General features: G+C 44.7%; 22 protein-coding genes. 6 read left to right on the top strand and 16 right to left on the bottom strand.

Annotated features, from left to right (window positions below; translation table 11 throughout):
- Positions 1-30: 30 nt before the first annotated feature.
- The 14 genes from uvrB to K0O23_RS01860 all read right to left on the bottom strand — a co-directional run bounded on the left by uvrB (position 31) and on the right by K0O23_RS01860 (position 13,329).
- The gene (gene uvrB / locus K0O23_RS01795) at positions 31-2,058 is read right to left on the bottom strand and encodes an excinuclease ABC subunit UvrB (RefSeq protein ID WP_219875661.1); all 2,028 of its coding nucleotides are present in this window, start codon (positions 2,056-2,058) and stop codon (positions 31-33) included.
- A 202-nt stretch (positions 2,059-2,260) separates the two neighbouring features.
- A complete protein-coding gene (locus K0O23_RS01800) occupies positions 2,261-2,629 on the bottom strand; it encodes a hypothetical protein (protein WP_219875663.1) in 369 nt (122 codons plus the stop codon).
- Positions 2,630-2,835: 206 nt separating this feature from the next.
- Positions 2,836-3,207: a hypothetical protein gene (locus K0O23_RS01805; protein ID WP_219875664.1), complete on the bottom strand. Its 372-nt coding sequence runs from the start codon at positions 3,205-3,207 to the stop codon at positions 2,836-2,838.
- A gap of 102 nt (positions 3,208-3,309) precedes the next feature.
- On the bottom strand, positions 3,310-3,762 hold the full coding sequence (locus K0O23_RS01810) for a hypothetical protein (RefSeq protein WP_219875665.1): 453 nt from the start codon (positions 3,760-3,762) through the stop codon (positions 3,310-3,312).
- Positions 3,763-3,790: 28 nt separating this feature from the next.
- Positions 3,791-4,216 (bottom strand): hypothetical protein, encoded by a 426-nt coding sequence (locus K0O23_RS01815; protein WP_219875666.1) that lies wholly within the window; start codon positions 4,214-4,216, stop codon positions 3,791-3,793.
- A 95-nt stretch (positions 4,217-4,311) separates the two neighbouring features.
- On the bottom strand, positions 4,312-6,039 hold the full coding sequence (locus K0O23_RS01820) for an outer membrane beta-barrel protein (protein WP_219875667.1): 1,728 nt from the start codon (positions 6,037-6,039) through the stop codon (positions 4,312-4,314).
- Positions 6,023-6,601, bottom strand: coding sequence for an RNA polymerase sigma factor (locus tag K0O23_RS01825; RefSeq protein WP_219875668.1), 579 nt, complete (start codon positions 6,599-6,601; stop codon positions 6,023-6,025). The genes K0O23_RS01820 and K0O23_RS01825 overlap by 17 nt, the downstream gene beginning before the upstream one ends.
- 390 nt (positions 6,602-6,991) lie before the next feature.
- The gene (locus K0O23_RS01830) at positions 6,992-7,399 is read right to left on the bottom strand and encodes a YkvA family protein (protein WP_246596867.1); all 408 of its coding nucleotides are present in this window, start codon (positions 7,397-7,399) and stop codon (positions 6,992-6,994) included.
- A 98-nt stretch (positions 7,400-7,497) separates the two neighbouring features.
- Positions 7,498-8,232: a shikimate dehydrogenase family protein gene (locus K0O23_RS01835; RefSeq protein WP_219875669.1), complete on the bottom strand. Its 735-nt coding sequence runs from the start codon at positions 8,230-8,232 to the stop codon at positions 7,498-7,500.
- A 45-nt stretch (positions 8,233-8,277) separates the two neighbouring features.
- Positions 8,278-9,249: a DUF368 domain-containing protein gene (locus K0O23_RS01840; protein ID WP_219875670.1), complete on the bottom strand. Its 972-nt coding sequence runs from the start codon at positions 9,247-9,249 to the stop codon at positions 8,278-8,280.
- Positions 9,250-9,325: 76 nt separating this feature from the next.
- Complete coding sequence (locus K0O23_RS01845; RefSeq protein WP_219875671.1) at positions 9,326-10,099, bottom strand: phosphosulfolactate synthase; 774 nt, start codon at positions 10,097-10,099, stop codon at positions 9,326-9,328.
- 6 nt (positions 10,100-10,105) lie between these two features.
- The gene (locus K0O23_RS01850; RefSeq protein ID WP_219875672.1) at positions 10,106-11,503 is read right to left on the bottom strand and encodes a tetratricopeptide repeat protein; all 1,398 of its coding nucleotides are present in this window, start codon (positions 11,501-11,503) and stop codon (positions 10,106-10,108) included.
- Positions 11,504-11,574: 71 nt separating this feature from the next.
- Positions 11,575-12,555: an NAD-dependent epimerase/dehydratase family protein gene (locus K0O23_RS01855; protein ID WP_219875673.1), complete on the bottom strand. Its 981-nt coding sequence runs from the start codon at positions 12,553-12,555 to the stop codon at positions 11,575-11,577.
- A gap of 27 nt (positions 12,556-12,582) precedes the next feature.
- Positions 12,583-13,329, bottom strand: a complete 747-nt coding sequence (locus K0O23_RS01860) for a tyrosine-protein phosphatase (RefSeq protein WP_219875674.1) — start codon at positions 13,327-13,329, stop codon at positions 12,583-12,585.
- Between the two features lie 250 nt (positions 13,330-13,579).
- Here K0O23_RS01860 and K0O23_RS01865 point away from each other — a divergent pair, with 250 nt between their 5' ends.
- The 4 genes from K0O23_RS01865 to hpf all read left to right on the top strand — a co-directional run bounded on the left by K0O23_RS01865 (position 13,580) and on the right by hpf (position 16,333).
- Positions 13,580-14,719: an acyl-CoA dehydrogenase gene (locus tag K0O23_RS01865; RefSeq protein ID WP_219875675.1), complete on the top strand. Its 1,140-nt coding sequence runs from the start codon at positions 13,580-13,582 to the stop codon at positions 14,717-14,719.
- 146 nt (positions 14,720-14,865) lie between these two features.
- Entirely contained in the window at positions 14,866-15,060 is a 195-nt protein-coding gene (gene rpsU, locus K0O23_RS01870; RefSeq protein WP_219875676.1) for a 30S ribosomal protein S21, read from the top strand.
- A 70-nt stretch (positions 15,061-15,130) separates the two neighbouring features.
- The gene (locus K0O23_RS01875) at positions 15,131-16,009 is read left to right on the top strand and encodes a tyrosine-type recombinase/integrase (protein ID WP_219875677.1); all 879 of its coding nucleotides are present in this window, start codon (positions 15,131-15,133) and stop codon (positions 16,007-16,009) included.
- A gap of 24 nt (positions 16,010-16,033) precedes the next feature.
- The gene (gene hpf / locus K0O23_RS01880; protein WP_219875678.1) at positions 16,034-16,333 is read left to right on the top strand and encodes a ribosome hibernation-promoting factor, HPF/YfiA family; all 300 of its coding nucleotides are present in this window, start codon (positions 16,034-16,036) and stop codon (positions 16,331-16,333) included.
- 140 nt (positions 16,334-16,473) lie between these two features.
- Here the strand turns inward: hpf and metK are convergent, their stop codons facing one another.
- Entirely contained in the window at positions 16,474-17,778 is a 1,305-nt protein-coding gene (metK, locus tag K0O23_RS01885; RefSeq protein WP_219875679.1) for a methionine adenosyltransferase, read from the bottom strand.
- 259 nt (positions 17,779-18,037) lie between these two features.
- On the opposite strand from metK, the gene K0O23_RS01890 reads away from it, so the two are divergent.
- Together K0O23_RS01890 and K0O23_RS01895 are read left to right on the top strand one after the other, a co-directional pair.
- Positions 18,038-18,841: a phosphatase PAP2 family protein gene (locus K0O23_RS01890; RefSeq protein WP_219875680.1), complete on the top strand. Its 804-nt coding sequence runs from the start codon at positions 18,038-18,040 to the stop codon at positions 18,839-18,841.
- 6 nt (positions 18,842-18,847) lie between these two features.
- Positions 18,848-19,657, top strand: coding sequence for a phosphatase PAP2 family protein (locus K0O23_RS01895; RefSeq protein ID WP_246596868.1), 810 nt, complete (start codon positions 18,848-18,850; stop codon positions 19,655-19,657).
- A 93-nt stretch (positions 19,658-19,750) separates the two neighbouring features.
- Here K0O23_RS01895 and K0O23_RS01900 read toward each other — a convergent pair whose 3' ends face one another.
- Positions 19,751-21,262 (bottom strand): RagB/SusD family nutrient uptake outer membrane protein, encoded by a 1,512-nt coding sequence (locus K0O23_RS01900; protein WP_219875681.1) that lies wholly within the window; start codon positions 21,260-21,262, stop codon positions 19,751-19,753.
- Positions 21,263-21,270: the final 8 nt, after the last annotated feature.

Genomic DNA, 21,270 nt, shown 5'->3' on the forward strand with positions numbered 1-21,270 from the left:
TCTTTAAAATACGCTTTGCATGGCTATACTTTAATCACGCTTGCTCTTAAGCAACTGTCGTAACTCTGCCAGTTCGTCTCTGTACTTTGCTGCCTGCAGAAAGTCCAGGTCTTTGGCGGCTGTCTCCATTTGCTTCTCCGTTTTCTTGATCAGCTTTTCTAACTCTTCCCGCTTCATGGTTTGTATGATCGGTTCGGCAGCGATGGACACCTCCTGAGGTCCGGCGTACATCTTCACCTCTTTCTTCTTGGAGTCGGCCACAGAAGTTTGCTCATGAATCTCTTCGCTTGTTTTAAGTATGGTGCGTGGTGTAATGCCATGTTCTTCGTTATAGGCCATCTGGGTAGCACGGCGGCGGTTTGTTTCATCAATGGCACGTTGCATCGATCCTGTCATCCGGTCTGCGTACATAATCACCTTGCCTTTTTCGTTACGGGCAGCACGCCCCATGGTCTGGATAAGGGAGCGCTGATCGCGCAGGAAGCCTTCTTTGTCCGCATCAAGTATGGCCACCAGGCTGACTTCCGGCAGGTCGAGGCCTTCGCGCAGCAGGTTTACTCCTACCAGCACATCTATCTCACCTAGGCGCAGTTCACGCAGAATTTCTACACGGTCCAGGGTCTTTACTTCGGAGTGCAGGTATTTTGTTTTAATGTTAAGGCGTTCCAGGTACTTGGTAAGCTCTTCGGACATGCGCTTGGTAAGTGTGGTTACCAGCACGCGTGCTCCTTCTTTTACCCTTTCATCAATCTCATCGAGCAGGTCGTCTACCTGGTTTGTGCTTGGGCGTACTTCAATTACCGGATCGAGTAATCCGGTTGGCCTGATGATCTGTTCTACAATAACACCTTCGGATTTTTGTATCTCATAATCCCCGGGAGTAGCGCTTACAAAAACCACCTGGTGCATCATGCTCTCAAACTCATTAAACGTAAGTGGACGGTTATCCATGGCAGCAGGCAAACGGAAGCCATACTCTACCAGCGCCACTTTACGTGATCTGTCGCCACCCCACATGGCACGCACCTGCGGTATGGTAACGTGGCTCTCGTCAATCACCATCAGGAAATCATCCGGAAAGTAATCGAGCAAACAGAAAGGTCGCGATCCTGGAGAACGCCGATCGAAGTAGCGGGAGTAGTTCTCGATACCGGAACAGTAGCCCAACTCACGTATCATCTCTAAGTCAAACTCGGTACGCTCTTTTATGCGCTTTGCCTCTACCGGCCTGTCTTCTTTTAAGAAATAATCGTGCTGTGCCACCATGTCATACTGAATCTCCGATATGGCTTGCTGCAGCGTGTCTTTTCCTGTTACGAAAAGGTTAGCCGGGTAAAGTGTGATAGCCTTCTCATCAGAAAGCTTTTTGCCCGAAGCTGGATCGATGCGGTGTATCTGCTCTAACTCATCGCCGAAAAAGTATAAACGGTAAGCAAAATCGGCGTAGGCAGGATAGATATCCACAGTATCGCCTTTTACCCGGAATGTTCCACGTGTGAACTCTGCTTCGGTGCGGCTGTAAAGTATTTGCACAAACGTATAAAGCAGGTTGTTGCGGCTGTAACGCTGCCCCGGGGCTAAGTGTAAAATATTTTTACCGAACTCTTCCGGGTTGCCGATACCATAGATACAAGACACCGATGCTACCACTACTATATCGCGACGGCCTGAGAGCAATGCAGAGGTAGTGTGCAAACGCAACTTCTCGATCTCCTCATTGATTTGCAAATCCTTCTCTATAAACACATCCGATGAGGCGATGTAGGCCTCCGGCTGGTAGTAGTCGTAGTAAGAGATAAAATATTCTACAGCGTTTTCAGGGAAGAACTGCTTAAACTCACCGTAAAGCTGTGCGGCCAGCGTTTTATTATGGCACAGTACCAGTGTGGGCTTACCCGTGTTTTTGATAACATTGGCCATAGTAAAGGTTTTACCAGTACCGGTTGCACCCAGCAATACCTGCACCGGCTCGCCCTTATTTATACCTTCGGTAAGCTGCGCAATGGCTTTAGGCTGGTCGCCGGTAGGCTGAAACTCTGATGTCAGTTTAAAATCCATTCTATTGTTTTACGGAATAGTAAAGATAAACTATAACAGCTAAACATACTCGCAAATTGCTAACAGTTATAGTAATTGCTTGTTACGCAATTGCCGGTAAGTATGGCTATGCACAAAAAAAGAAGCCTGCCGAAAATCGGCAGGCTTCACGGTAGTAAATGTGCAGAAAACTATATGTCTAACTTATTTTTCCCTGCTGCCACTACCGGGGCAGTATCTGATCGCTGCTGCAAATGTTTGTGATAGTTGCAGCCTCGTATACGGTATAAACAGCAGGGCAAATATTACCCTCTGCTTTTTCTATCTGGCAGGTAAAAGTGGCACCAACCTGCTTTAAATTATCTGGCAGATTATTGACAGTTACATATTTGTAAAGATTTGGAGTGCCGCAGAAACCTGCGCTTTGTGATGCATCAGCCTTTGTTAGTTCAAGTACAACCCCATCACTACACGGGTCGGCCACATCAACTACACGTGCGTTCAGGCATGGCGTAACCTCATCTTCGGTTGAACAACCAGCAAAAACTACACCAAGTAAAAGGCAATTAAAAACAAGCAGCAGGTTCTTCATGGCAACTAATTTATACTTTCAGGAACAGTACTTTCCAGTGTCCTTTAATTTATGACCCCAAGCTTTGCAATAGGGTTGCAAGATGCATCATAAATATTTAGAATTTCATATAAAAGAAAAAAACCTGCGGAAAACGGCAGGTTTTTAAGAGTATTCGTTTACTAATTAAAATCAACACATATCATCTTATGCAGAAATTTACACTGTCAGTATTTCCCTGGACTTTCGCACACAGTTACTACCTTAACGGGCGTGTATATTACAGCTGTGGCTAAACACCTGGGGCTACTTTCATTGTTTATCTCCAGAGATACCTTAAGTTTTAAGCCAGGTTGCTGGTATGCCTGTGGCAGATTGTCGGTTGTAACAAAACCTCCCTGCAGCTGCCCGGCAAAGCCCCCGCCAGTTGCGCCTGTACTATTGCTTTCATCAAGCTTTAGTATGTACCAACCGCTGTCGCAGTCTATTCCCACAACCTCTGCACGCATGCATGCCGGCTCCGGGTCGGCCTCTGTGCAGCTTATTACGAGCACCGACAGAGCCAGGTAAAGTAATACGATGCACAGAATACTCTTCATAGTTTAAGTTGTACTAATGGTTCTCTTAATAGCAGCAGGCTATTTATTCTTGTACGAATTCACAGCTTTCCACTGATACATCATCTGTTAAACAGATACGAATTATTTAAACAAATAGTAAGTATCAGTAAAAACTGCTGCAGGATCCCGGCCGGTAAACACGCTTTGCACCACAATCCTTCTTGCTTTTAACTCCAGCACTTCAAACCGCTCTGTTCGGCTTGTATTGCTTAGCAGTATAACCCCATTGGCTTCATAACTAGCTTTATAAGCATCATGTATAGCATTTTCCACCGATGGCCCTGATCGCAATAAGAAGGCGCTATCAGCCCGAAACTCAAAATACTCCTGCGGATGACCTGTAACTGTATTCTCGCTACAGGTATTATCGCGGCAAAGTTTGTTGTTAACTTTCTCAACTGCCCACCGGCCTTGCACTGCAGTTTTGACACTCTCAGCATCAAAAGCAGGTGCAAGTTCCTCTACATCAAAACAACCGGCAAGCAAAACCAGGGCTAAAAAACCCATATAAACTACATACGTAGCCTTTTTCATAGCTCAGATAAGGGGCGCAAAATGGTAATCATTTATTCGACACAGTATTAATACAAGTAACTGCAACTGCCTGTGCTGCTGGCACTGCGGCCTTACAGGTTACTATATCTTTATACTTGTCGTCTTTTTCAACAGCTTTATAGCCTATTGTATACTTTTGTCCGTTTACCAGCTCATTCTGGCCAGTAAGATTGTGCCAGGGCTGCAGGTAGCTGCCATCAGCAGTCTTAAGCCATACATTACCGAAGGCTCCGTAACCACACATAATAGTTTCTGCGGTTACTTCCTGGGTACATTCAGTCTCCGGCACCCAACACCCTTCTATCATGTCTTCTTTCTCGCAACCCGACATAAATACAGATAAGAAAAGAAGAGCCAACAGCACATACCACCCGGATAGGTTTGATTTCGCGACTGCCACCAAAGGGGCGTACTTACCAGGTATTATCTTCATAGTTTTATGGATTAGTATGTACTGCTGTTGCTTTCTACAATTTCATGACCCGCCTATACTACAAATGGTTGCAAGGCATTTGGGAAAAACCAAAATTATTTTTGACCCAGGTTATAGTTAACCGACATGTTAATGCCTATGGTATAAGGGTTGCCCTGTGGAGCCAGTGCCTTTTCCGGTTCTGCCAGCAGCGAGTTAAGGTAGCCGCGAAATTCCGGACCTGCCGTTACCGATATTACATTGGAAACTCGCTTGCCTAAACCAGCTGAAACATTGCCTGAGAACTGCACCTTTCTGAACGGAGAATCATCGCTATGTCCATAACTTACGTCTTTCACCTCGTGAGTAGAAGCCATTACTGTGGTTTCTACCAGGAAGTTGGCAGCCACGCCGCCAGCGCCATACCAGAACCAGTTTTTGCTGATGTTGCCCTCGTACTGCAACCCGACCGGCAGCGTGATGTGGCGGTAACGATAGTTCACATAGAACTCGTCGGTCTTTTTTACGCTAAGAGAATCGGTAGTAAAGTTATTGTTTAGCGACGGCAGAAAAACCGTAGTGGCTGGCATTGCTACACGCTGATCAGTGCCCGGCTTATACACAAACTGGTTAAGTATATAACTTGATTTTGTTCTGGCTGTGTTTTGCGTAAAACCTATGCCTGCGAGTAGTTTTATTTTCTTGTAAAGCTTAAACCCGGCTTTCACTTCAGCAGCATAAGAGAAAGCAGGGTCTGTGTTCGCCTCAAACTCATCCCGTGCCTGGTTCATATTATAAGATGACTCATCTGTTTTATCTGGTCCGCCTGCCGCAAAGCTCCTGTGGTTAACCGTAGTCATCATCTGGTTTGGCATTTGGATGTTCTGGTTAAAGTATGACGGTGCATACCCTAGCCCCAATGACCAGCGATTATCTTTGGTTGCTTCTTTTTCGTCTTTTTCAGAACCAGTTGCTGGTGTATTTAAGGCAATAGCCACTTCTTCCACTTTTTTCTGTTTAGCCAGGTAATCAGAAACAGCAGTCTGACTTAACTCTACCAGAGAGCGGGTACGCCCTGTTTCGCTGGCTATACTTTGCTCAGAAGTATAAGAAGAAGGCACAGATGTGATCGCCTGACGTGCAGTCTGGAAAAATGGCCTGCCCACATCGAACCGCGACGAAACCGAACGGCTTACTGTAGTCTCATCCTCCAGTCCAAATATACTTTCGTTGTTAATAGTAGCAGATGGTTCAGCAGCAACTGCCACAGCACTGTTTAGGCTATACTTTGTTGTGCCTGAGGCTGCACCTATACTTCCGGCGTTACGGTTGTTGGCTGTCTCCGCATTTATACTTTGTGTGGCAGCTTTACCTGAGCCGGCTATACTTGAGTAGTTTATATTTCTGCGTGCGTGCTTATCTGTTCCCGTCAGATCTGTGCCTTCTGTTGCAGCAGCACCAGCGGCCAAATTTTTATCGTAAGTTTCATTTTCCGGTAACTGAGCCGAAGGATTAGCAGCACCCTCCCTGACATCGGCCATTTTGTCTGTTATACTGCCTGATTCATTATCAAGCTGCATAGAAGCAATTCCGGCATCTATGCTGTTTTCTGCCTTATAGTGATAAGTCAGCAATGCACCTGCCAGCATAAACAATACAAAACAAGCTGCCGCCAACTGGCGATACAGCACCATTCTGCCTTTGTAGTGCTTGCTTTCCTGAATTGTCAGGTCATGGTCTATGCGGGCCCACAGATCCGGAGATGGCGAAGCCTCAGCGTCGTGCATCCGACGCTGGAACTCGTTTTCCAGGTGTCCGCGCTTATCGTTAGCTGCTGATGACATGCTCATTGTAGTTTTTCTCCTGGCGCGTAAGTATACTTTGCAGTATAGCTCTTGCGCGTGAATATTGTGACTTAGATGTTCCTTCCGAGATGCCTAGCATCTCTCCTATTTCCTTATGGTTATAACCTTCTATGGCGTAGAGGTTAAACACCATCCGGTAACGCGGGGCAAGGCTTTGAATCATACCCATTAGTTCGTCGAGGGAGTAGCCGCTCAGGTTAACATTGTCTGATGGCAGGTTAGCTACCTCATCTGCCTCATGCGACACTGTTAGCAGTTGCTTGTTTCGCAAGTGCTTCAGCGCCGTATTCACCATAATTTTCCTGATCCAGAACTCCAGCGGGCAATCTTTCTTAAAATTCTGCAGGTTAGAGAACACTTTTACAAACGCATCCTGCATGATATCCTCCGCCTCAAAACTTGTTGGGGCATAACGCATACATACAGCCATCATCTTTTTAGAGTACAGATCATACAGGAGGCGCTGCATATCGCGCTTGCCTGCGATGCACCCTTCTATAAGCTTGTCCTCCTCGGATTTTGGTTTTGTAAAAAGATTCAAGCGCTGACTGTTTATGCCCTACCTGTCCTTATGATTCTAATTTGAAACAAAGGGTTGCAAGGCTAAAAAAATAATTTTAAGGGATGCTGGCTAACTACCTGCCCATCACAATATTGGTCGCAAATATATTATAATTTCATGATAGATTTTATCTAAATTGATACCAATTCAAAAAAAACAACAGTAGACATTAACTTAATCAGAGGCTTACAACTATACTATTACCCAAGCATTGCAGGCGCAAAACTTATCGAAAAAGTATATTAGACGAAGTAATACCAAAAAGCCGCCTGTAGAACTATAACAAAGATTAGACTGTAGCAATAAAAAAAGAGCCTCCTGCAACTGGAGGCTCCTAATAGTATAGTTTATTTTAAGGTGAGTGTTTTTCTAAAATAAGCTAAGCGTTGTAAATTTATACAAGAGCACCAGCACAATGGCCAAAGCCAGTATCCAGGCATAGCCAATAATACGATACGCTGCCGCAGCCATACTTGCCGAAGCTCCGTTAAGCTCTTCGAAAGCCTGCAACTTTGCCTGCCCAACTATATTTTTAGAGAGTAAGTGGTATGAGAAATGGAAACCAAGCGCCACCACCACTACATCATCAAGGAAGCCGAATACAGCAACAAGATCGGGAACCAAATCTATAGGACTAATGGCGTACCCAATGGCAAAGGCTACCAACGTGCGTACATACCACTTTACACGGTTGTCGCGGTAAGACAAGTATAGCGCATAGATCTCCGTGTTAAGTGTATGCGCTTTCTGCTTAAGGGTGTGTAGCTGTGTTATCATAGGGGTAGCGGGTTTTGAGTCTTGTACGGAGAACCGCCCCTAAAAAGTTGCACTAAATCAGCGCACTTTGCTACATTTTTTTATTTCTACGCCCAGTGTTACGAATTCCAGATTTCCCATGCTGCCTCCGCCTGACCGTGCAGCATGCCGATTCCGTTCATTATTTTGGCACCCGCAGCCTCACAACGCTCTAAAAACAAAGTTTTTTCCGGATTGTACACAATATCGTACGCGTAATGTTCTGGCGTAATGCCATTATAGGGCAAAGCCGGAAACGTATCGGTATTGGGTGCCATGCCTAGTGGTGTGGTATTTACAATAAGGTTGTATTCCTGCATCAGGTCTGTTGTAAGCTGTTCGTAACTAAGCTCACCTTGCATTGGTGTCCTGGAGACTGAAGTATAAAGTATGCCCAGATCTGAAAGTGCAGTACACACAGCTTTAGATGCTCCGCCTGTACCCAGCACAAGTGCTTTTTTATACTTCTCTTTAGGGTAAAACGCCTCCAGTGTATTTTTGAATCCGATATAATCTGTATTGTAGCCTTTGGTGTGGCCATTGGTAATCTTGATCGTGTTTACGGCACCAATCCTGGCAGCGGCATCATCCAGCTCATCAAGCAAGGGAATAACTTCCTGTTTATAGGGTATGGTCACGTTCAGACCAACGAGTTCAGGCTCCTGCTGCAGTAGCTTCTCCAACTCGTTTACCTGCTCTAACTCATACAGCTCGTGCTGCGCATCGGTTATACTTTCGCGCTCAAATTTGGCTGTAAAGTATCTTTTAGAGAACGAGTGCCCCAGCTTTTTCCCGATCAGCCCAAACTTGCGCATAGTTTATACTTTAAATTAACACTTGATTAATAACCTTTTTAACAGTTATACTTTTGGAGTCTCGTCGTTAGTAAACTTATCTATCAGGTAAACCAGGAAGAAACCAAATAAGGCCAGCGCAATGCCGTATACCAGATAAGATTCACGTCCCACTACGGATTCGTAAACACCCGGCAGTACGTTTTCCTGTACCAGTGGCTTTACCTCGCCGTGGCGGTCAGTATAGGTTTCAAGGGTTTGCTTCCAGGGCCATACTTTATTTAGCGAACCCACCATAAAGCCTGTCAGCAAAGCCACTGTTACATTGTGGTAGTGCTTCAGCATCCAGTTTAGCACATGCGAGAAAGAAAGTATACCTGTAATACAACCTAAGCCAAATACAAGTATGATATCGGCCTTAAGGTCTTTAACTGCATTAAGTATAAATTCATACTTGGCCAGCAGCACCAGCAGGAAACTGCCAGATATGCCGGGCAGAATCATGGCGCAGATGGCAATAGCTCCTGAAACAAATATAAACCAATAGCTTTCTGGTGTCTGTGTAGGCGTTGCCACTGTAATATAGTATGCCAGTGCCGTACCTATAAGCCCGGCAAGTATAACTCCCAGGGTCCAGCGGCTGATCTTTTTACCAACTACTACTGCCGAAGCTACAATCAGCCCGAAAAAGAAAGACCAAAGCAACTCCGGGTAATCATTGAGCAGGAACAGCACCAGGCGGGCCAGCAAAGCAATGGAAAAAAGTATACCCGAAATCAGCACCACCAGGAAGTTGCCATTGATGTGTTTCCAGAGATCGAGCAGCTTAAATTTAAACAGCAGTTTTACAGCCTCACCGTTCACTGAGCGGATTGAATTGAGCAGTTCTTCGTAAATACCGGTAATAAAGGCTATAGTACCACCCGATACACCTGGCACCACATCGGCGGCCCCCATGGCCACACCTTTCGAGAAAAGTAAGAGATACTCTTTCAGTGATCTCCTTTTTCTGGTTTGTCTTGAAGCTGTACTTGGCATAAGAATAATTTAAAAAAATTGCCCGCTCGGGCATACCGACGGGCAATTTATACTTTTGATTTTATACTTTAATCTGTTAGCAAGGTTTTTCCAGATCCAAGAAGTGCGAGAAAGTATCGCCACGCAATCCCAGACGGATAGTCTCCAGCGGAATTACCTCATTTGGCGCAATATTACCCAGGTTTACATTTGTGCCGAGCAACTTGATAAACCAAACCTGCTGTGCCTTCTGCGGTGCCTCCCAAAGAATCTTCTCAAAAGGTATCTGTGTCAGAATCTCCTCTACAAGGCCGCTGCGCACCTCACCGGTAGAACGGAACAAACCAACATTACCACCTTCACGGGCCTCGCCGATAACTTTCCAGGCACCGGCATCCAGTTCTGCCTGCATCAGCTTAATCCACATGTAAGGCGGAATGATCTTTTCCGCATCCTTAGAGCCTACCTCTGACAAAACAGTTACCTGCTCTGTAAGCTGCTGTATGTACTCGCACTTTACATCATGCGGCATATCCAGCGAGCCATCCGACACCTCGGCAAAGGTCATGTTATACTTGTCCAGCACACGACGGTAATCATCAAACTGGTTTCTAACGATAAACGCCTCGAACAATGTACCGCCAAAGTATGTAGGAATGCCCGCTGCCTTGTATGCATCCAGCTTGCGCTGCAGATTGGGAGTAACATAAGAGGTGGCCCATCCGAGTTTTACAATGTCCACGTATTCTCCGGCTACTTCTAAAAAGTCCTCTACCTCTCGAATACTAAGGCCTTTGTCCATGGCCATGGTAAAGCCACGATCACGAGGTTTAGCCTCGCGCTCAGGGATGCTAGTCAGCGTATAGTTCATCTAGTTTTATTTGCGATATTGATCAATCAGTCTTGATAAAGCGCGCTGAGACTCGAGTTCAGGAAAGAACTCAAACAACAGCTTATGTTTATCGAAGTCCAAAATTAACGCATTTTCCAGATAATTATAAGCTTCGCGGTATTTTCCTGCTGAAAGCATATATGCGCAGGCTCTGTAATACAGCTCTGCTTCGTCTGGCTGCAGTTCAATCGCATTTAAAATTATCTCGATGGCATCATCAAAGTTGCCCTGCTCGAAAAGTATGATAGACCAGTTAAGGTAAATGTTCTTGTCTTCCGGCTGAATTTCGGCTGCACGCGCATAACTCTCCAGCGCCGACACTACATTGCCTACGTTGTACTCGGCAGCAGCCAGGGCAACCCAATAGTCTGCGCTGTCGTCGTAAAGCTCAACTGCTTTTTTAAAGAAGTGCACTGCCTCATACCATTTTTCCTGTGCATCTAAAATTACCCCGATTCCAAACCAGGCCTCATCCATTTCCGGATCCAGGTCCACAGATTTCTGGTAATAACGCCGCGACAAGTCCCACTGGCTTAGCTTTTCGTAGCACTCTCCTATGTTGCAGTATACTTCAGCAGAAGGTGTGCCGTGCTCCAGCATAGCGTTAAACCCTTCTATTGCTTTGGTATACTCGCCTAAAAACACATAGGCGTTAGCCATGTTATTATAGGCGGTAATAAAGTCAGGCTTGATGATAGTCGAGTAGTCGTAAGCGGCAATGGCTTTATCATAAGAGCCCAGTTTGTTGTACACGTTGCCTATGTTAAACCACGCTACATAAGAGTAGGGGTCGTTATCTACAAATTCCTGGAAAAAAGGAAGGTGTTCACGTATGGTGCTTGTCAGCTCCATGCAGTAGATAATTTCCTGCATAGCCGCTTCATTTTCAATGTTCAGGGCGATGCACTTCTTATAGTACTTGATAGCAGAGTTAAATTTACCCCAGGTTTGGTAAGCCAACCCAATGTTAAAGTAGATGTCGTCCCTATCCTCAGAGTATGCCAGCGCCTTTTTAAAATAATCAATGGCATCGCGAAACTCACCGCGCTGGGTATAAATAATACCGCGGGTAAGCTGCACATCGGCACTCTCCGGCTCTACTTCTGCCACCTGGTTAATAACTACAAGCGCCTCTTCAAAATTACCAGCCATAGCTAGCAACTGCGCCTTGTCAATCAGCAAGCCTGACGAAAAAGGGTATTGTACCAGCGCAGCATCGCAGGCTAATAATGCTTTCTTATATTCAAAATTCGCAGTATAGTAATCTATAATTGACTCAAAATCAGTTAAATCAAAGAATATAGTCTCTTTGCTGCCGAGCATCTGCTCGAAACGGTTTATCAGTTCCAGCTCCTCGCTGTGTTCTTCAAAGTTATCTTTCATCTCAAAATCCAACGGGCTGCAAGGGGTACAGCCTTTGTCTTATTACATTTTAACACTATAAATAGTTTAGTTCACCCGCCTTTTTGCGCCGTGTTCTTTAACTCCCGGCACACCCACTCTACACTATCATAAACAGGCCTGAAACCTATACCAGTGGCTTTAAGCACTTTATCATTGCTAAAGAAATGCTGCTTACCTGTAATGCGGGCCGTCTCTTTTGTGATCAGGGGCCTGCCTCCTGTAAACATGGTGCGCACACGCTCTGCACGCCACACCACTTCTGCCAACCCACGGGGCACTTTGATACCCGGCGCCTTTTTCCCGAAGCATTTAGCCACCGCCGTAAAAAAATCCTTATAGCTCAGTTGTTCTGCATTTAAAATAAACCTTTCCCCTGAAATATCTGAGAACATTAACTGTAGCATAGCCTCTGCCACATCCCGTACATCTACAAAATTAGCGCCACCTTCGGTATAAAAAGGTTTTTCGTTGTAAACGTACTTAAACAACTGTGTGCTGCTGCGGTGCCAGTCGGCGGGGCCAAGTATAACAGATGGGTTTACAATTACGGCCTTAAGCCCTTCTGATATGCCACGCCATACTTCCAACTCTCCAAAATACTTGGAACTGGCATAAGCAGAGTGTTCTTCGGCCACATCAAACTTATCTTTTTCGGTAAGTATGGCTACTCCTTTTGGCCTGCCTATGGCTGCAATGGAGCTTACATGGCAGAGCTTCACATTGCCCTGCTCCAGGCAGGCATTAACCACGTTTACAGTCCCTTCAATGTTTACCTGCTTCAGTAAGTCCTTATCCTGCGGCGCATACGATACTAAACCGGCACAATGAAAAACATACGACACACCCTGCAAGGCTTCTCGCAGAAAAAGCGGGTCCAGAATATCTCCCTCCAACCATTGCACCCGCTCTTTACCTGACACCGGCGGAATGTGGTTACGGTAACTGGCTTTAATAGCATAGCCTCTATCCAGTAATGCAGGAATTAGAAAACTGCCAATAAGGCCGCTGCCGCCTGTTACAAATACCGTCATGTATTAAAAGTTTGAGTGAAGGGAATTTTACAGTTGATTGTTGCGCACTGCCAGGCTCAATGCCTTAGGAAGATACTTACTTGCCAGTACCCTGCTCAGCGAGTCCGTATGTTTTAAGCCATGTACATCAGAACCCAGAAAGTCAACCATACCGTTATCTATCAGTTTTTCGGCCATCGCTTTAGCTGCAGGCGAATAGTAACCTGTAAGTGAGTTTAAGTTAGGCTGGAACAAAACACCCTGCTTCCACAGCTCTGCCAACTCATCGAACTTGCCATAGAAGTAATTATAACGCTCCGGATGTGCAAGCACTGGTTTATAGCCTTTAGAGCGCATTTTAAAGATAGCCTCGCGCAGGTTTAGCGGCTCGTTAAGGAACGATGTTTCAAACAAGAGGTAATTGTCGCCAAACGTCAGGAGTTCTTCGTCTTTTTCAAGTTTGTCCAAGAAACCCTCGTCCAGGTAATGTTCAGCAGCACAATCCAGTTCCATCTCTATTCCCGCTTGCTCTACAGCTTCACGCAGCAAAGCAAGCCGCTCCCGTATTATCTCAGGGGTATTTTTATAGAAGTCGCTCATAATGTGCGGCGTCATGATCAGCTTCCGGTAGCCTAGTTCTTTCATAGCCTGCACAAGCTCCAGGGATCTCTCCAGGCTTTCAGACCCGTCGTCTATCCCCGGCAGGATGTGAGAGTGCATATCAACACCAAGCGCACTGAAAGACTCTTCCATCACGCTTTCCCCCTTAAATAAGCTTTGTAGAAACTTTTTCATTACCTGTTCCTCAGCAACGCCTGATTAGCGACCCTGCCTGAATGTGCAAACTAACTTCAAAGATAATGCAAATAATAACCGCTATCAAACATTAGTAAGCCCCAACCTGCCAACCTTATACTTTACTATATAATATGGGTTAAAGTATATGGTTTACGTTGCCATTTACGTACAATTGCCTAGCTTTGTAAACAACTGGTTATATAATACCGTTAAATACGCGACTTTAAATCTGCTACACTAAACTTTAATGGAATTTAAACTTACAGAAAATCAGCGCATGATCGCGGACATGGTTCGTGACTTTGGAGCAAAGAACATTAAACCAAAAATGCGCGAGTGGGATGATACGCAGGAGTTCCCGGTGGAGGTATTTAAACAACTCGGCGAACTGGGACTGATGGGCGTACTTGTACCAACAGAATACGGCGGCTCAGGCTTTGGCTACCTGGAGTATGTAACGGCTATTGCCGAGCTTTCCAAGATCGATGGTTCTATTGGTCTTTCCATGGCGGCTCATAACTCGCTTTGCACCGGACACATTTTACAGTTCGGCAACGAGGCTCAGAAAAAGAAATACCTGCCTAAGCTTGCAACTGCCGAGTGGATTGGCGCATGGGGTTTAACTGAGCCTAATACCGGATCAGATGCCGGCAACATGCGCACGGTTGCAGTACAGGACGGCGACCACTGGGTAATTAACGGAGCCAAGAACTTTATCACGCACGGTAAGTCTGGTAACGTAGCTGTGGTAATTGTTAGAACCGGCGAAGTTGGCGACTCTCACGGCATGACAGCCTTTGTAATTGAAAAAGGCACACCTGGCTTTAGTGCTGGCCGCAAAGAAGACAAGCTTGGCATGCGTGCTTCCGAGACTACAGAGCTTATCTTCCAGGATTGCCGTGTACACAAAGACCAGATATTAGGCGAGGTAGGCGAAGGCTTTATTCAGTCTATGAAAGTACTGGACGGCGGACGTATCTCAATTGCGGCCTTATCTTTGGGTATTGCACAAGGTGCTTTTGAAGCTGCCCTTGCTTACTCACAGGAGCGCAGCCAGTTTAACAAGCCTATTTCCAGCTTCCAGGGTATTGCCTTCAAACTGGCAGATATGGCCACTGAAATAGAGGCTGCCTCATTGCTTACATACCAGGCCGCTGATATGAAAAACCGTGGACTGAACGTGAACAAGGAATCTGCCATGGCAAAACTATACGCGTCTGAGGTTTCGGTTAGAGTAGCCAACGAAGCTGTTCAGATATTTGGCGGATACGGCTTTACTAAAGACTACCCTGCCGAAAAGTATTACCGCGATGCCAAGCTTTGTACCATAGGCGAGGGAACAAGTGAGATACAAAAACTTGTTATCTCAAGAGCTATACTTAAATAACAGGCTTAAAGGAGGCATTTTTCGTCTTTTTGTAGAGCCAACAGGTTATTTTTCACAGATTTGGATAAATTTTTGCCCAATCTATTGATTTTTAAGTATAACCTTCGTTAAATTTGCAACCCTAATTCTAAGAGAAGAGAGATAACATGATTATTGTAAACGTAAAAGATAACGAGTCTGTAGACCGTGCATTAAAGAGATTCAAAAAGAAATTTGAAAGAACTGGCGTTCTGAAAGAGCTTCGTTCAAGAACTTTTTTCGAAAAGCCATCTGTAGCTAAGAGAAAGCAAAAAGAAAGAGCTGCTTACAAGCAGAAGCTTTTTGCTGATCAAAACTACTAGTCTTTCTAGCAATATACTTAATAATTCCATAAATTAGTGTAGCTGATCTTCACATCAGTTATACTTGTTTATGGAATTATTTTTTAAGTACCTACAGTACGAAAAGCGGTACAGTCCGCACACCCTTACCTCCTACCATACAGATTTGGGGCAATTTGCCCAGTACTTAGAACAAGTATACCAGATCACCGATCCAACCGAGGCCGATCACACAATTATACGCTCCTGGATCTTAACACTCGTTCAGAATAACATCAAGCCCAGATCTATAAACAGGAAAATTGCCTGCTTACGATCATACTTTCGGTTCCTGCTTTCGCAGCAGTGCATAAGCATAAACCCAATGGTGCGTATTAAAGCACCTAAAGCCCCTAAAAAGCTGCCAGCCTTTGTACCCGAAGAATCTTTCAATCACTTACTGGATAGCTTTGAGTTCGAGGAGTCGTTTGAAGGGCAGCGTGACAGACTGATCCTGGAGTTTTTGTATGGCACAGGCATACGACTGGCTGAGCTTATCGGAATAGAAGCAACAGACATAGACATGCGCGCCAAAACAGTACGCGTGTTAGGCAAAGGCAACAAAGAAAGAATTGTACCTATCAACGATTCGCTGTTAAGCTGCATAGAAGTTTATTTACACCACAAGAAAAGCGAATTTGGGGATAACAATTCTGAAAAACTGCTCGTTACTAATAAAGCTCGTCCACTTTATCCTAAGTTCGTTTACCGCGTTGTAAAAAAGTATATTAGCTTGATAACTACCTCCGACCATAACAGCCCACACGTATTGCGGCATTCCTTCGCTACGCACTTACTTAACAAGGGGGCAGACCTTAATGCAATTAAAGATTTACTGGGCCACTCAAGTCTTGCGGCAACGCAGGTATACACGCATAACTCAATAGAACAGTTAAAATCTATATTTGAGAAGGCACATCCAAAAGCATAAGTTAAACCATTAAATTAAATTACTATGAAGCTACAGATGCATTCTATCCACTTCGAGGCTGACCAGCAGCTTACCGATTTCATCCAGCAGAAAGTAGACAAGCTTGAAACATTCTTTGACCGCATAGTGGAGGGCGAAGTGTTTCTTAAACATAATAATGCTGATGGCATCAACAATAAAACGGTTGAGCTAAAACTGTTTGTGCCTGGTGCCACGCTTTACTCAGAAGAAGACTCTCCTTCTTTTGAAGCCGCAGCCGATGCTGCAGTTGAGGCTATGCGTCGCCAGCTTAAAAAGTATAAAGAGAAACAGATGGCGCACTAAGGAGTGTGCTCACTTTCCATCTATGAATTAATAATTATAAATGGTGAATTTCTAAGTGACTCCATCAGCTATATAAACAGAAAGGCCTGCTAAAGTATAGCAGGCCTTTCTGTTTATGTAAAGTCTTGTCCTAAGAGAGACTATAAACCAAACTCTTTCTTAATTTGATCTACATAGTCTAGTTTCTCCCAGGTAAAGGTTTCGAATTCCTTCGTTTCCTTGTGTCCGTTAAGCGATACTTCTACTTTCTTCATACCTGGCGTTCTGCCCATATGTCCGTAAGCAGCAGTTTCAGAGAAAATAGGGTTCTGCAGGCCAAAACGCTGCACAATAGCGTAAGGGCGCATATCAAACAACTTGGTTACCTTTTCAGCAATCTCGCCGTCACTCATAATATTTCCGCTGGCATCTTTTACCTTCGTAGATCCATACGTTGTTACATACAAGCCTACAGGTTTTGCAACACCAATCGCGTATGCTACCTGCACCAACGCCTGGTCTGCAACACCGGCAGCTACAAGGTTTTTAGCGATGTGACGTGCTGCATAAGCTGCTGAACGGTCTACTTTAGAAGAATCTTTTCCAGAGAAAGCACCGCCACCATGAGCACCTTTACCACCATACGTATCCACAATAATTTTACGGCCTGTTAAGCCAGTATCACCGTGCGGACCACCAATCACAAACTTACCGGTTGGGTTAATGTGGTAAACGATATCGTTGTTAAACAACTTCTGAATACGCTCTGGTAATTTCTTCAGCACACGCGGAATCAGGATAGCATCAACATCTTTTTTGATTTTGTCTACCATTTCCTTCTCAGCTTTGTCTTTTGCCTCGGGAGTATCGTTTTCAGCAGTCACAAACTCATCGTGCTGGGTAGAGATAACAATCGTATCGATTTTCTCTGGCACGTGGTTATCGCTGTAACGGATCGTTACCTGAGACTTTGCGTCCGGACGAAGATAAGTCATCTCTTTACCCTCTTTGCGGATGGCAGAAAGCTCTTCTAACAAAAGATGCGAAATGCTAAGCGCCAAAGGCATATAGTTGTCCGTTTCGCTTGTTGCGTAACCAAACATCATTCCCTGATCACCAGCACCCTGATCTTCCGGATTAGCACGCTCCACACCCTGGTTTATGTCAGCAGACTGCTCATGTATAGCAGAGATAACACCACAAGCGTCAGCATCAAACATATACTCAGACTTAGTGTAACCGATACGCTTGATCACTTCACGGGCCACTTTCTGCACATCAACATAGGCCTCCGTCTTAACCTCGCCACTTAGTACAACCAAACCAGTTGTTACCAATGTTTCGCAAGCTACCTTAGACTGTGGGTCCTGCTTTAAGAATTCATCAAGCAGCGCATCGGATATCTGGTCCGCTACTTTATCTGGATGTCCTTCTGATACTGACTCAGAAGTAAATAAATACGGCATTTGTAGTAAGGGTTTAGGTACAAAGTATAAACCATGCTATCCTTTTTGGTAGCAACTACAAAACTAAAACAAATCTGCCATAGTTAAAACATGAAATACAAGTAGGTGTTATTATCAAACATATTTATTCTTAACCCGCGAGAGCTCAACCTGTGCTGTGTTTAAGTGTAAAGTATAAATTATTGCCCTGGTATTCCAAAACCATTATATAAATGCCTCGTTTCATTTACAATAAATTGCACAAAATGAATTTATCTATATGAAAAAGATATTAAGTATCATCTCAATTATAACGCTAATGGCCGGCCATACTTATGGGCAGGACGATTCACCTTATAAAACAAATGCAAAAGTAGATGTTCCTATTATAGTAGCCGGCATGGGATTGAGCTACTATGGTTTAACACTAATGCAAGACAAAGATGGCTTAACAGCAGAACAAATAGCCCGGCTTAGCAAGTCTGATGTAAATGGATTTGACAGATTTTCTGCCGGATGGGATTCAGAATCAGCTAAGAAAACAAGTGATTTCCCGTTTTATGGATCTTTTGCACTACCATTCGTTATGATGCTGAATGATAACGTAGGCAGCAAAGCAGGCCAGGTGTTTGTGCTTTATGTAGAAACGATGGCTGTAACAGGCTCTCTATTTACCATGACCAACGGACTTGCCCCCAGAACGCGGCCTTTGATCTACAGCCCGGATGTGGAAATGTCTGAAAAGACAAGAGCCAATGCCAGAAACTCTTTTTATGCAGGGCACACAGCTGCTGCTGCAAGTGCCTCATTTTTCGCAGCAAAGGTATTCCACGATTTTAACCCCGACTCTGGTGCCAGACCTTATGTTTGGGCCGCCGCCGCCGCTGTACCGGCAGCGGTTGGATACATGAGGCTGCGAGCAGGAAAGCACTTTCTAAGCGATAACATACTTGGTTATACTTTAGGCGCCGCGGCAGGTATACTTGTGCCGCAACTGCATAAGAAAACGAACAATACAAACTTTAGCCTTATGCCTGTGGCTGCACCGGATTACAGAGGAGCCTTGCTTACCTATAGCTTCTAATCAGGTATGGCAATAAGACTGCAACTGTGGCTATTATTGGCTTTTGCCAGCGTAACCTGTGTTAGCGGTCAAGCCCCTGTTATGCCTTATAAAACAAATTGGGTAAAAGACGGTGCTATCATGGCAGGTGGTATCGGGGCATCTGTAGCAGGAAACATTCTTATTACTAACAAGAGGCGGTTAACAGAGGATGACCTGAGAAGATTATCACCTGCAGATGTTAATAGATTAGACCGTTTTGTGGCTGGAAACTATAGTCGTACGGCTGAGTTAACAAGCGATTTCCCCTTTTATGGCTCCTTTCTCACTCCTCTCCTGCTCCTGCTTGACGATGATGTGAAACAGAATGCCCCACAAGTATACTTACTCTATGGGCAGGCAATGTCAATTGCAGGAGGAATGTATAGTATGACGGCAGGACTAACCAGACGTAAGCGCCCTTATATTTACACAGATGATGCCCCTATAGCGTTAAGAACTGATAAACAGGCAACAAATTCATTCTATGCCGGCCATACGGCTGCTACAGCCACCGCCGCATTTTTTGTTGCCAAAGTATACCACGACTTTAATCCTGATTCTCCGGCACGCATCTACCTTTGGAGTGCAGCTGCAGCATTGCCTGTGGCAGTAGGTTATTTGAGAATGAGAGCCGGCAAGCATTTTTTAAGTGATAATATTATTGGCTATACAGTAGGTGCTAGTATTGGTATACTTGTACCGGAACTACACAAAAGAGCCAGGAACTCTAATGCAAACCTGTTTCCTGTTACAACCCCGGCTTATAGAGGAGCTATGCTTACCTATAGCTTTTAAATTTATTTGCGTGATATGCTTTTTACTAGAGAGCGCTATAAAACAAAAGAGCCACCCAGTTAGGTGGCTCTTTTTAAGTATCAAATTTACTGATTAAAGTGGGTTCTGAGTTACTGCACTGTTAGCATTCAGCTCACTCTGCGGGAATAACCACTGCCACTGTTTAACACCTGGTTCCATATTCAGAAGGTTAGCAGTAAGAGTTGTAGAGTGGTTTGCACCAGTTCTATCTAACTCACTGTTCATACGCTTTAAATCCAGGAAGCGGAAACCTTCTCCCCAAAGCTCAATACGGCGGTGCAATAAAATTTCATCAATCAGCGCCTGGCTAGTATTCGTAGACTTAACGTACTCCGGATCTCTGCTGGAAACTAAGGTAAACAATGCATCGGCAGCAGCATCATCCAGCCCTAGACGAGCTTTTGCTTCTGCCTCGATCAGGTACATTTCAGCGGCACGCATGTAAGGTACATCCCCTACACTACTTGCACCAGCAGCTGCCACAAATTTCCTGTTCATGTATGCCCTGGCAGAGAAGTTAGATGGAATAATAAAGCCATTCACATCATATCCGACTGTTTTATTCTCATCGTTTTTAACAGCGGTTGGCTTTGGATCCCACATCTGCTTACGGATATCAGTATCAGCAATCTGATTATACAGTTTAGAGTTGATAGCTTTAGGATTGGTCCTGATATTAGTCGAACTAAAGTTCACAGACATATAAGCAAAGAAAGATGCAAAGTAGGTTTGCTGATCATCGATTTGCTTGCTACCCCATATCCACTCTGGATTACTAACATCATTGAAACCACCCATGTACTGCTCATTATTCATCAAGCTAAAGCCTTGTCTGGCCTCCTCTGCTAACTGTGCGGCTATAGCCCAGTTTTGCATCGTCAAAGCTACGCGAGCTTTAATGCCTTTAGCAACGTTAATGTTAAAATGAGACTTTTCGTTACGGGATGCTGGGAGAAGAGAAATTGCTTCATCAATATCTTTATTCACCTGAGCATATACTTCTTCAACAGATAAACGAGGCTGCCCTTCAGTTAAGTTCTCTGTTAAAACAGGTACACCAGGTTGCGCATTAGGCTTTTTGTTTGCGTCGTAACGCTCTGCAAATAATTGCACAAGCTGGAAATGAGCCCATGCTCTGTAAGTTAATGCCTGCCCTTTGATCGCAGCCTTTTCAGAAGATGGCCCTTCTGCATTATCAATGTTATTGATAATCATGTTGGCATTGGCAATGATCTTATAATAGAACCTATAGACAAACCTTACATCACCACTATTTGCATTTCTGTGGTTCTCCCACTTGTACATGGTGTTAAACCAGCCATTACCTGCAGTAGTCATTACTAAGTCCTCGCCCAGCATGTCCGACATGATCATCACGCTACCCTGACCTGGTTGTCCCTGGCTGTCGTAACGGATAAACATAGATCTGTGGATACCGTTTAAGGCGGCCATCGCATTAGCGGTAGTCGTAAATACTGACTGCTCTGAAACAGCATCAGTTGGCTGCACCTCCAGGTAGTCTTTCTCACAGGAGGTGAAAACTAGCATAAATGCCGCTAGTGAGCTATATAATATTTTTTTCATGGATACTT

It is taken from the genome of Pontibacter aydingkolensis, assembly GCF_019443125.1.
GTDB lineage: Bacteria > Bacteroidota > Bacteroidia > Cytophagales > Hymenobacteraceae > Pontibacter > Pontibacter aydingkolensis.

Excerpts from the sequence above, each read along its gene's own strand:
- K0O23_RS01830 (WP_246596867.1), bottom strand. The coding sequence starts at position 7,399 with ATGATAACACAGCTACACACCCTTAAGCAGAAAGCGCATACACTTAAC.
- K0O23_RS01835 (WP_219875669.1), bottom strand. The coding sequence starts at position 8,232 with ATGCGCAAGTTTGGGCTGATCGGGAAAAAGCTGGGGCACTCGTTCTCT.
- K0O23_RS01845 (WP_219875671.1), bottom strand. The coding sequence starts at position 10,099 with ATGAACTATACGCTGACTAGCATCCCTGAGCGCGAGGCTAAACCTCGT.
- K0O23_RS01810 (WP_219875665.1), bottom strand. The coding sequence starts at position 3,762 with ATGAAAAAGGCTACGTATGTAGTTTATATGGGTTTTTTAGCCCTGGTT.
- K0O23_RS01850 (WP_219875672.1), bottom strand. The coding sequence starts at position 11,503 with ATGAAAGATAACTTTGAAGAACACAGCGAGGAGCTGGAACTGATAAAC.
- K0O23_RS01895 (WP_246596868.1), top strand. The coding sequence starts at position 18,848 with ATGGCAATAAGACTGCAACTGTGGCTATTATTGGCTTTTGCCAGCGTA.
- K0O23_RS01820 (WP_219875667.1), bottom strand. The coding sequence starts at position 6,039 with ATGTCATCAGCAGCTAACGATAAGCGCGGACACCTGGAAAACGAGTTC.
- K0O23_RS01875 (WP_219875677.1), top strand. The coding sequence starts at position 15,131 with ATGGAATTATTTTTTAAGTACCTACAGTACGAAAAGCGGTACAGTCCG.
- K0O23_RS01855 (WP_219875673.1), bottom strand. The coding sequence starts at position 12,555 with ATGACGGTATTTGTAACAGGCGGCAGCGGCCTTATTGGCAGTTTTCTA.
- K0O23_RS01805 (WP_219875664.1), bottom strand. The coding sequence starts at position 3,207 with ATGAAGAGTATTCTGTGCATCGTATTACTTTACCTGGCTCTGTCGGTG.
- K0O23_RS01840 (WP_219875670.1), bottom strand. The coding sequence starts at position 9,249 with ATGCCAAGTACAGCTTCAAGACAAACCAGAAAAAGGAGATCACTGAAA.
- K0O23_RS01860 (WP_219875674.1), bottom strand. The coding sequence starts at position 13,329 with ATGAAAAAGTTTCTACAAAGCTTATTTAAGGGGGAAAGCGTGATGGAA.
- K0O23_RS01800 (WP_219875663.1), bottom strand. The coding sequence starts at position 2,629 with ATGAAGAACCTGCTGCTTGTTTTTAATTGCCTTTTACTTGGTGTAGTT.
- metK (WP_219875679.1), bottom strand. The coding sequence starts at position 17,778 with ATGCCGTATTTATTTACTTCTGAGTCAGTATCAGAAGGACATCCAGAT.
- K0O23_RS01900 (WP_219875681.1), bottom strand. The coding sequence starts at position 21,262 with ATGAAAAAAATATTATATAGCTCACTAGCGGCATTTATGCTAGTTTTC.
- rpsU (WP_219875676.1), top strand. The coding sequence starts at position 14,866 with ATGATTATTGTAAACGTAAAAGATAACGAGTCTGTAGACCGTGCATTA.
- K0O23_RS01815 (WP_219875666.1), bottom strand. The coding sequence starts at position 4,216 with ATGAAGATAATACCTGGTAAGTACGCCCCTTTGGTGGCAGTCGCGAAA.
- hpf (WP_219875678.1), top strand. The coding sequence starts at position 16,034 with ATGAAGCTACAGATGCATTCTATCCACTTCGAGGCTGACCAGCAGCTT.
- uvrB (WP_219875661.1), bottom strand. The coding sequence starts at position 2,058 with ATGGATTTTAAACTGACATCAGAGTTTCAGCCTACCGGCGACCAGCCT.
- K0O23_RS01865 (WP_219875675.1), top strand. The coding sequence starts at position 13,580 with ATGGAATTTAAACTTACAGAAAATCAGCGCATGATCGCGGACATGGTT.
- K0O23_RS01890 (WP_219875680.1), top strand. The coding sequence starts at position 18,038 with ATGAAAAAGATATTAAGTATCATCTCAATTATAACGCTAATGGCCGGC.